The 9,087-nt window shown below is 62.4% G+C and carries 11 protein-coding genes; 6 read left to right on the top strand and 5 right to left on the bottom strand.

Annotated features, from left to right (window positions below; genetic code table 11):
• Positions 1-9: 9 nt before the first annotated feature.
• Positions 10-411, bottom strand: a complete 402-nt coding sequence (gene trxA / locus DV733_RS02650; RefSeq protein ID WP_049993646.1) for a thioredoxin — start codon at positions 409-411, stop codon at positions 10-12.
• 274 nt (positions 412-685) lie between these two features.
• Here trxA and DV733_RS02655 point away from each other — a divergent pair, with 274 nt between their 5' ends.
• Positions 686-1,075 (top strand): helix-turn-helix domain-containing protein, encoded by a 390-nt coding sequence (locus tag DV733_RS02655; RefSeq protein WP_049993647.1) that lies wholly within the window; start codon positions 686-688, stop codon positions 1,073-1,075.
• Here the strand turns inward: DV733_RS02655 and DV733_RS02660 are convergent, their stop codons facing one another.
• Complete coding sequence (locus DV733_RS02660; protein WP_049993648.1) at positions 1,076-1,327, bottom strand: DUF7550 family protein; 252 nt, start codon at positions 1,325-1,327, stop codon at positions 1,076-1,078.
• Between the two features lie 85 nt (positions 1,328-1,412).
• Here DV733_RS02660 and DV733_RS02665 point away from each other — a divergent pair, with 85 nt between their 5' ends.
• The 3 genes from DV733_RS02665 (at position 1,413) to DV733_RS02675 (ending at position 4,475) form a co-directional block, all read left to right on the top strand.
• Positions 1,413-2,441, top strand: a complete 1,029-nt coding sequence (locus tag DV733_RS02665) for a hypothetical protein (RefSeq protein WP_049993649.1) — start codon at positions 1,413-1,415, stop codon at positions 2,439-2,441.
• 67 nt (positions 2,442-2,508) lie between these two features.
• Positions 2,509-3,321 carry an imidazole glycerol phosphate synthase subunit HisF gene (gene hisF / locus DV733_RS02670; RefSeq protein ID WP_049993650.1) on the top strand — a complete coding sequence of 271 codons (813 nt, stop codon included), beginning with the start codon at positions 2,509-2,511 and terminating at the stop codon, positions 3,319-3,321.
• Between the two features lie 311 nt (positions 3,322-3,632).
• Positions 3,633-4,475: a zinc ribbon domain-containing protein gene (locus tag DV733_RS02675; RefSeq protein ID WP_049993651.1), complete on the top strand. Its 843-nt coding sequence runs from the start codon at positions 3,633-3,635 to the stop codon at positions 4,473-4,475.
• Here the strand turns inward: DV733_RS02675 and DV733_RS02680 are convergent.
• Together DV733_RS02680 and DV733_RS02685 are read right to left on the bottom strand one after the other, a co-directional pair.
• Positions 4,457-4,741 carry a DNA-directed RNA polymerase subunit L gene (locus DV733_RS02680; RefSeq protein ID WP_049993652.1) on the bottom strand — a complete coding sequence of 95 codons (285 nt, stop codon included), beginning with the start codon at positions 4,739-4,741 and terminating at the stop codon, positions 4,457-4,459. The two genes, DV733_RS02675 and DV733_RS02680, sit on opposite strands and share 19 nt — an antisense overlap.
• A 316-nt stretch (positions 4,742-5,057) precedes the next feature.
• Positions 5,058-6,218, bottom strand: coding sequence for an NAD(P)/FAD-dependent oxidoreductase (locus DV733_RS02685; RefSeq protein WP_049993653.1), 1,161 nt, complete (start codon positions 6,216-6,218; stop codon positions 5,058-5,060).
• A 218-nt stretch (positions 6,219-6,436) separates the two neighbouring features.
• On the opposite strand from DV733_RS02685, the gene DV733_RS02690 reads away from it, so the two are divergent.
• A complete protein-coding gene (locus tag DV733_RS02690) occupies positions 6,437-7,372 on the top strand; it encodes a DUF7139 domain-containing protein (protein WP_049993654.1) in 936 nt (311 codons plus the stop codon).
• Between the two features lie 113 nt (positions 7,373-7,485).
• The gene (locus DV733_RS02695; RefSeq protein ID WP_049993655.1) at positions 7,486-8,520 is read left to right on the top strand and encodes a cell division protein FtsA; all 1,035 of its coding nucleotides are present in this window, start codon (positions 7,486-7,488) and stop codon (positions 8,518-8,520) included.
• Positions 8,521-8,614: 94 nt separating this feature from the next.
• Here DV733_RS02695 and DV733_RS17440 read toward each other — a convergent pair whose 3' ends face one another.
• The gene (locus DV733_RS17440) at positions 8,615-9,031 is read right to left on the bottom strand and encodes a zf-TFIIB domain-containing protein (RefSeq protein ID WP_049993656.1); all 417 of its coding nucleotides are present in this window, start codon (positions 9,029-9,031) and stop codon (positions 8,615-8,617) included.
• Between the last annotated feature and the right edge of the window lie 56 nt (positions 9,032-9,087).

Genomic DNA, 9,087 nt, shown 5'->3' on the forward strand with positions numbered 1-9,087 from the left:
CCGATCCAGCTACGCGCTGTAGCGCTCGATCAGCGACACGTAGTGGCTCTTCTCACGGACGCCCGTCAGCTGTTCGGCCGTCTCGCCGTCGACCGCCAACACGACGGTCGGAACGCCGCGGACACCGTACTGGGCGGCCAGCTGCTGGTGGGCGTCGACGTCAACTTTCGCGACCGCGGCGTCGGTCTCGGCGGCGATCTCTTCGACGACGGGTTCGAGCATCTGACACGGCCCACACCAGTCCGCGTAGAAGTCCACGAGCACGACGTCGTACTCACCGAGCACCTCCTCGAAGTGCTCACCGCTCTCGACGTGGATCGGCTCGCCCGGCGCGGGCGTCCGCTGGGTCTGTTGCTGTAACTCCTCACGTTTCTGTTCGCGGATCTCTTCCAACTCGTCGGTGTCGGTCATACCACGACATTGGGAGTCAGCAGCCTTAATGATTTTGCTAAGTGCGTGCAATACCACCGGCTCCGGGCGAGCAGAATCGGAGTTGCGAAGTCGGTTCCTTCCCCACTGGATAGGCGATCGTTCCCCTTTGTCGCAATATCGAGGGGTAGAATACCTGCGTGCGAAGTGATCGTGTAATCTGGTTAACTCGAAGATCGTGGCGACTCGAGAGGGGTTTCGCGGTTATGCACATTACTCACAAGGCTTTTGAGTCGACTCCGCGTATATGAGCGTAATGCCAGAATCGATGACCGAGTATCTCTCACAGGACATGGAGTGTGAGGGGCTACTGGAGTGTATCCACGGACTGAAAGAACTCGACAAGGAAGTGTTTCGGACGCTGACGCGCGCGGAGGAGCCGCTGACGGTCGACGAGATCGCAGAGGCGGTCCAGCGCGAGCGCTCGACTGCCTACCGGTCGGTCCAGCGACTGCTCTCGTCGGGGTTCATCCAGAAAGAGCAGGTCAACTACGAGCAGGGCGGGTACTACCACGTCTACCGGCCGACCGACCCAGATCAGATCGCCGACGACATGCAGCGCGTGCTCAACGACTGGTACGCGAAGATGGGGCAGTTGATCGGCGAGTTCCGCGAGGAGTACAAACAGTCCGTTCCTGCCGAGTGATCACGCCAGTGCCAGCGGGATTCCGAAGACGACTGCCAGTCCGATCGCGAGTACGACGACGCCCGTCAGCACCTGGCGCATCGTGAAGTCGCTCTGGGGAGCAGTGCTTCGAAGTGGGGGTTCTCGGGACGGCAACTCGACGTTCTCGGGATCGTAGTCCGGGCGATCCGCGCCGTGGTCGTGTTCGTCGTGGTGATCGTGGGTCGTGTCGTGTTCCTGCTCGCCGTCAGTAGTCTCGTGCTCGTCGGCCATACCCGCCGATTCGTCCGGGCCCGTCTTTTAGCTATTGAACTCTATCCCACCGGCTTATTTATATGATGATCGTGGAGAACGTCACATGGGAGTGCGGCAACAGCAGCAAACGGGTGGATCGTTATCGAACGTCTCGATCGGGAAGGGGATCGGTGTGGGGATCCTGGCGTGGATCGTCACGTTCGTCCTCGCGAATCTCCTGTTCGTCCTCGAAATCGGCAACAGCGACCAGGGGTTCGAGTACTACGGCCAAACTGGCTGGCGGGATCTGGTCGGCTACAAGTTCGGTGAGAACTACTTTTCGGCCTATCCGGGCGCGTTCGACAGCCCAGAGCGGCTGAACGAGCTCCTCGTGAGCTACGACACTGTCCCCGACATCGTCTACATCCTGCTCGTCGTCGGAATCCTGGCGTTGCTGGGGTATCGGATGGTTTCGAACGCAGTTGCTGACTTCGACGAGGTCGGAGCCGCTGCGCAGGGTGCGACCATGGCGATTCCCTACGCCGTGTTGATGGGGCTCACCGTCCTGGCTGTCGGTGCGTTCATGGAAGACAACCTCCTGGTCCTCTCCTCGGACATCTTCTCCGACGAGCTGACCAACATCGTGATCGTCGGCGGGATCATCTACCCCGCAGTCTTCGGCGGTCTCGGCGGCGTCGCCGCCGTCTTCAGAGAAAAGCAGTCCGCGGGTCAACAGCCAGCCGGACGACCACCAGCGCAGGGACAGCCACCCGCGGGCGGCCAGGCGCGCGCGCCACAACACCAGCCAGGCCAGCCACAGGGACAGCGACCCGGCGGCCAGCAGGCCGGTCAGCCACAGGGTGGACAACAAACTCGACAGCCCCAGGGTGGCCAGCCACAGGGTGGACAGCCCCAGGGCGGTCAGCCACAGGGCAGTCACCAATCAGGCCAGCCACAGGGCGGCCAGCCCCGAGACGCTCAACAGCCCGGACGACCGCAGAGCGGCCAGCAGCCGCCGACTGAAGAGCCAGCGACCGATGACGCGGACGCGTCCGAGGAGTCATCCGAGGACGATGGCGACGACTCGGTAGATTCAGCGGGTGCTGACGACGCCAGCGGAACTGGCTCCGGGAACCCTAGCGGCGACATCTGAGCGCTGGCGTCAGGTTCGCGCCGAACGAAACCGTCAACACCGCGCGCGGCCAACGTCGCAGTAGTAGATGCTCACCAAACGGATCATCCCCTGTATCGACGTCGACCTGGACGACGAGGGGAACGCAGCGGTGTACACGGGGGTCAACTTCGAAGACCTCGAATACACGGGCGACCCCGTCGAGATGGCCAAACGCTACAATCGCGCGGGGGCCGACGAGTTCGTCTTCCTGGACATTACCGCCTCCGCGGAGGGGCGAGAGACCATGCTCGATACCGTCGAGTCCGTCGCCGACGAGGTCTTCATCCCCCTGACTGTCGGGGGCGGCATTCGAACTCGCGAAGACATCAAAGAAACCCTCCGGGCGGGCGCGGACAAGGTGTCGATCAACTCCGGGGCTATCGCCGAACCCGACCTCATCGACGAGGGTGCGCGAGCGTTCGGCAGCCAGTGTATCGTCATCAGCGTCGACGCCAAGCGCCGCTTCGACGAACAGGGCGAGTACTACGCCGAGGTCGACGGCGAGTCCTGCTGGTTCGAGTGCACGGTCAAAGGCGGACGCGAAGGCACCGGCCTCGACGTCGTCGAGTGGGTCCAGGAAGCCGAAGATCGGGGTGCGGGCGAGCTGTTCGTCAACTCAATCGACGCCGACGGGACCAAAGACGGCTACGACATCCCGCTGACCAAAGCTGTCTGTGACACCGTCTCGACGCCCGTGATCGCCTCCTCGGGCTGTGGCGGCCCCGAAGACATGTACGAGGTCTTCACTGAAGCTGGCGCGGACGCCGGCCTCGCGGCCTCGATCTTCCACTTCGAGGAGTACTCGATCTCGCGCGTCAAGGAGTATCTCGACGAGCGCGGCGTGCCGGTGCGGCTCTAAACGAAGAACTACGATTCAGCGGTGGCGCGCGCCAGCGAGCGTGCCAGTGGCCGCGAGGTGGCGTCGCGCGAGGGATGAGTAAGGGAGTGAAACGACCGAACGAATCGGCTGGGGAGGTCTGTGGCCGTTGCGGTGCTGTGCGGGGACGCCGTTGCCGACGAATTCACTGTGCAAGATCACAGCGAAGACATTCCCGATAGCCTGCACGTCCCCAACCAGGACACGCCGATAGCAACCAATAGCACACGCGATTCGCATTCGAGCGAGAAGATGTCGGCCCGCTTATTACAGCCCAGCCCCGAACCTGAGTCGTGAAGTGGCGCTGTCCGCAGTGTGGCAAACCCCACGAGAAAAACGACCCGCCGTGTGACAACTGCGGCCATCACAAGTTCGAGCGAGCAGTCGTCCCCACCGCCAGCGCCGACGAAGACCACGAACAGTTCGTCTGGGCCTGCACCGAGTGCGGTCGCCACCACCAGCGCAACAACCCGCCCTGTAGTCGGTGTGGCAACGCGAAATTCGAGAAGGAACCCCTCGATTACGACGAGTTTGATCCCGGCAGTACAGCGAGCTACTTCGATCTCGTCGGCCGGCTCGAAGTCAGCGCGGCCCTGGTCATCGTCGCGCTCGTCACGGTGGGCGTCCTCGGCTTCCTCGGCGTGATCAACGTCCCGGGGCTCACCCCACAGGGGCCGCCGACCGTCGAGAACGTGCCGGGCAACGAAACGGCAGTCGGCGACGTCTCGCTGGCCGACGTCGAGACGTCGGTCTTCGGTGAACTGAACGTCGACCGGACACCGCGAATCGGGCGGGCCGGCGGACTCGACGCGATAGCGACGTACGTCAACCAGCGGACCGTCAAGAGCGCCTACACTGACACCGATGGCAGAATCAGCGACGATCAACTCCGTCAGTTCGACGTCAGTTGTTCTGGACGACTGGGATACCTACCACTGCAGACGCGCGAACCCGTCAACGATGGAGACACTGCCGACGCAGTTGCGCGTGAGTTTACACCAACACTCGAATCGATTCGAACGGCCGAGACTGGAGAACAGACCTACCGACTCGAAAACGTCGGCATCGACGCCCACGCTGGCCCAGACGGGCGCGTGTTCGTGACCGTGGCGTTCTGTCAGACCGCGGCCTCGTAGGCCTCGCTCAGCGCGTCGGTCTTCTCGATGACGCGATCCGTGCCGTCTTCCAGCGCGTCCAGTGCGTCCGTCCCCTCCTCGGTCTTGATCGTCAGCACGGGGTCGGTCTGGCCCCCGGACTGTTCGGGGTTCATGTCGTAGGTCGCGGCGGCGACGCCGTCGGTCTCCAGCAGCGCGCCTTTGAGTACGTTCATGAACGTGTGATCCTCACCAGCAATCTCGATAGAGAGCGCGTTCTCGTCTTTCTCGATGACCCGCAGGTCCATACCTACGGGTACGCGTGAGGCGGAATAAGTCTCACGACCTGAATTGATGTCGACGGTCGGCTCGTGAGCGTTTTTATACGCGAACAGTCCAGCCGGGAGACGTAAGGTGTCGACGGCCGACACGGCCACGCGTTTATGCGTGGCCAGTCCAGCCGGGAGACGTAAGGTGTCGACGGTCGGCTGCAAGTGCCGACCGCCCAACTGTCGACGGCCGACTCGTGAGCGCTCTCGTGCGCGAACAGTCCAGCCGGGAGAAGCAGTGTCGACGGCCGACTCGCGAGCGTTTTTATACGCGAACAGTCCAGCCGGGAGGCGCCTACATATCGGGCCAGGCTCGCAGCGCCCGGCGGATCGAGGAGACGTCGGCGATCCAGCGCGCGGCGATGGCCTTCTTCAAGAGTTTGGCGGGCAGGCCACCGAACGTCGAGATGGGCAGCAGCATGACGTCGTGGGCGACAGCCTCCTCACCGATGGAGATGGCCGTCCCTTTGTCTTTGAATTTCCAGGGCTTCAACGGCTGGCCGCGCATCTGTCGGGCGATGTTCTCACCGACGAGTTCGGCGGCCTGCCAGGCGGCCTGGGCGGTCGGCGGCGCTGGTTCGCCGTTCTGGTCGACCAGCGCGGCGTCGCCGATGGCGAACACGCGCTCGTCGTCGGTCTGGAAGGTCGTCTCCGCGCGGACGCGATTGGACCGCTCGTCCTTGTCGAGGGCGACGTGTTGCATGGCCTCGCGACCGGTGATCCCGCCGGTCCAGACGAGGACGTCGTAGGACATCTCCGCGTCGTCGCCGACGTAGATTTTCTCGGCGTCGACCTCGCCGATGAACTCGCCAGTCTCGATCTGGACGTCCCGGGCTTCCAGACGGCTCCTGAGTGCGCCCTGCAGTTCGGGATCGCTCTCGGGAAGGATGTTGTCCAGCCCTTCGACGAGCGTGATGTCGATGGGGGCACGCGCCTTCTCGCGGTACTCCGCGACCTCGCCGGCGACCTGGATCCCCGAGAGCCCGGCCCCGCCGACGACGACTTCGGCGGGATCGGATTTCGTCGCCTCGCGGCCGGCCTCGGTGACGGCGTCGTGGATGGCCAGTGCGTCGTCGAGACTCTTGAGGGTGTGGGCGTGCTCGCGGAGACCCTCGATCCCGAAGAAGGCCGTCCGAGAGCCGATCCCGATCAGCAGGTAGTCGTAGTCGACAGTCCGATCGTCTTCGAGGACGACCGTGCGTGTGTCGGTGTCGACGTCCGTGACGGTCCCCTGGAGGAAGCGTGTGTCCGCGGATTTGATCGCGTCGACGGGGACGGTAATCTGCTCCTGCACGCTTGGGTCTTTGATACAGCGGTGAACTTCGTGAAGGACGAGATGGTAGTCGACGTCCGAGATCCACGTAATATCGGCCTCGTCGCCCAGCTCGGCTTCCAGGCTGTTGATGGCTCCTGCACCCGCGTACCCGGAGCCGAGGACGACGACCTGCGCTGTCATACCCGTCGTTCAGGTTCGGCCCGATACAAAGGTGTTGGAATGGCTCCGGCAGTCGGTTAGTCCTCCACCGACGAGGATGACAAATCCACGGGGGCGAAGAGGCTACCGCCGCCCCTCCTGTGAAATATTCTCGCCGCAGAAACATACGCAACATTTGACTACCCGTCAATAGACAGGTGGGGGAACAATAATTACAGAGGGGCGGGAAAGTCAGTTTAATGAGCGACGACGACAGCCCGGAGGGCGAGGACCTTCCGGACAACGTGCTGTTCGACCTGTATCGACAGTACATCGGGGAGCCAGACGACCGAATCGACGTCTACCTGGGGTTCGGCCTGTTCTTCGGCGGAATCGCGCTCGCCGGGCTGGCGCTGGTCCTGTTCATCGGCGCCTCGCTGTTCGCCTTCGAGAGCGATCCGTTCTGGCTGTTCCGCGAAATTTCGTTCGGGATGGGGATGATGGCCGTCCCGACGCTGCTGCTGGGGATTCTGGTGTTGTTGCCAGTCGACAACCGGGCGATCTACGCCGGCGCGGCAGGGACGGCGATCACCTTCGTCGCCGTCATCGGGTTTGCGATCCTCTATCCCTACAACTTCAACGTTGAGGGTGCCCAATACACCGCCCACGTCGTCGTCTCCTACGCCGTCGGGATGGCGCTCGTGCTCGTCTCGACCGGGGTGGCGCTGGTCGCTCACCAGATCGAGCGCGCCAAACCCGGGCCGGCGGACATCGAGCCGATGGAAGAGCCCGAGCCCACCGAATCCTACAGCGACGAGGAGATCCGGCGGGACATCGAGGACGCGATGAACGACGTCGACATCACCTGGGGTGGCGTCGAGAAACACGAGGGGACCTCGCTGACCTTCGATCTCGAAGAAGAAGGCTACGACTTCTCAGGCATGCAAGTCGAAGCGAAGAAGGTCACCAGCTCCTCAACGACCGACGACCAGGTCCAGGGCCTGAAAGCGATGAAAGGTGGCGAGAACAAGACTGCGACGTCCACCTCGACGGTCGACGACCAGACGACCAAACTCAACGAGCTCCGGCAGAAGCGAAAAGAAGACCAGGAAAAAGCCAAGACGGCAACCGCTACGAAATCAGTTGGAGGGGGCGGCATTATCGAGCGTCTGAAACGTCTATTGCGCATCTCGTAGATTGGCCGTTTCCGGCACTGAAAGGGGCGAAATCAGCCACGATAAATTTACAGTAATTATCTATTTATCCCCTTTCAAATAGATTTATTACACCACCCTTAGATGCAGAGAACATGGCGAAAGGACTAGACGTCGGCACCATGAACATCATTTCGGCACAGCAGGAAGGCAACGAGACCGTCTTCGTTCAGCAGCGGAACTCGTTCGTCGAGATCGAATATTCGGACATGGCCGAGCAGATGCTTAGCCGTTCGGACGTACTCCACATCCGTAAGGACGACAAGGTCTACGTCGTCGGGGACGACGCCCTGAACTTCGCGAATATTTTCAACAAGGAGACACGACGTCCGATGAAACACGGGATCCTCTCCTCGGACGAGAAGTCCGCGATCCCGATGATGAAACTCATCATCGAGCAGGTCGTCGGCTCGCCGAGCCACCCCAACGAGAAGATCTACTTCTCGACGCCGGCCGACCCGATCGACTCGGACCTCTCGACGCTGTATCACCAGAAAACCATCGAGAGCTTCCTCGACGACATGGGCTACGACGCCGAACCCATCAACGAGGGGATGTCCGTCATCTATTCCGAACTTGCAGACAACGACTTCACCGGGCTCGGGATCAGCTTCGGTGCCGGGATGACCAACGTCTGTCTGGCCTACTACGCCGTGCCAGTCATGAAGTTCTCGGTCGCCCGTGGTGGCGACTGGGTCGACGAGCAGGCCGCCCAGGCCACGGGCACGCCCGTCGACAAGGTCACCTCGATCAAAGAGGAGGACTTCGAGCTGGACTTCACCACCGACGTCGGCGGCGTCGAGGGTGCCCTGTCGATCTACTACGAGAACCTGCTGGACTACGTCATCGAGAACATCCAGCGTGAGGTCGACGAGGAGGACGTTGAAGAAGGACTGGACGTTCCGGTCGTCGTCACCGGCGGGACCTCCTCGCCGAAAGGCTTCACCAAGCTGTTCGAGCGACACCTCGAAGAGGCCAACATTCCGTTCTCGATCAGCGGCGTCTCCCACGCCGACGAGCCGATGTACTCCGTCGCACGCGGTGGCCTCGTGGCCGCTCGCTCGGACGAAGAGCAGCCCCAGCAAGAGGCAGACGAAGAGGAAGCCGAAGCCGTCGAAGCCGAGGACTAGCGGCACTCGCCGTTTTCACTCCGAAACCCAGACCGTTTTTTCCGTGCGCCACGCTCAGCAGTGACGCGTCTGTATGGAGTAACGATCGCAGAGATCAGGCTGGCTTCTCGCGCTCTTCGCCGACGTCCTCCGAGGCGTCATCGACGTCGTCATCTTGCACTGCCTCGTCTGGCCTTCCGTTCTCGTCGGCCGCGACGTCTTTCTCGTCAGACTCCCCTGCTACGGCCTTCTCGTCCACGTCGTCTGTTGGTGGTACCGCTTCGTCCGCGGATTGATCGCGATCGATCTCGACGAGCGCGGCAGTCTCGCCCGAGCCGACGATGGCGGCGTCACCTTCGACGAACTTCTCGTGGAAGCGCTTCAACGCGGCTGCCCAGGGTTCCGGCTCCGGCCGTTTTGTCGCCTCGTGCTCGACCGGTGTGTCGGCGAATCCGCAGTCGGTGCACACGTAGGCCTCCTTCTCACCCAGCGAGTACGTTTCCAGCTCGCCCCCGCACCGGGAACAGTCCATACGAGCAGGTACAATAGTGAGGAACATAATTCTCCCGCTCCGTTTCCGGGCGCTTA

Origin of the sequence: Halapricum salinum (genome assembly GCF_004799665.1) — an archaeon.
Lineage (GTDB): Archaea > Halobacteriota > Halobacteria > Halobacteriales > Haloarculaceae > Halapricum > Halapricum salinum.

Excerpts from the sequence above, each read along its gene's own strand:
- DV733_RS02690 (WP_049993654.1), top strand. The coding sequence starts at position 6,437 with ATGAGCGACGACGACAGCCCGGAGGGCGAGGACCTTCCGGACAACGTG.
- DV733_RS02685 (WP_049993653.1), bottom strand. The coding sequence starts at position 6,218 with ATGACAGCGCAGGTCGTCGTCCTCGGCTCCGGGTACGCGGGTGCAGGA.
- DV733_RS02680 (WP_049993652.1), bottom strand. The coding sequence starts at position 4,741 with ATGGACCTGCGGGTCATCGAGAAAGACGAGAACGCGCTCTCTATCGAG.
- trxA (WP_049993646.1), bottom strand. The coding sequence starts at position 411 with ATGACCGACACCGACGAGTTGGAAGAGATCCGCGAACAGAAACGTGAG.
- DV733_RS17440 (WP_049993656.1), bottom strand. The coding sequence starts at position 9,031 with ATGGACTGTTCCCGGTGCGGGGGCGAGCTGGAAACGTACTCGCTGGGT.
- DV733_RS02695 (WP_049993655.1), top strand. The coding sequence starts at position 7,486 with ATGGCGAAAGGACTAGACGTCGGCACCATGAACATCATTTCGGCACAG.
- DV733_RS02665 (WP_049993649.1), top strand. The coding sequence starts at position 1,413 with ATGGGAGTGCGGCAACAGCAGCAAACGGGTGGATCGTTATCGAACGTC.
- hisF (WP_049993650.1), top strand. The coding sequence starts at position 2,509 with ATGCTCACCAAACGGATCATCCCCTGTATCGACGTCGACCTGGACGAC.
- DV733_RS02660 (WP_049993648.1), bottom strand. The coding sequence starts at position 1,327 with ATGGCCGACGAGCACGAGACTACTGACGGCGAGCAGGAACACGACACG.
- DV733_RS02655 (WP_049993647.1), top strand. The coding sequence starts at position 686 with ATGCCAGAATCGATGACCGAGTATCTCTCACAGGACATGGAGTGTGAG.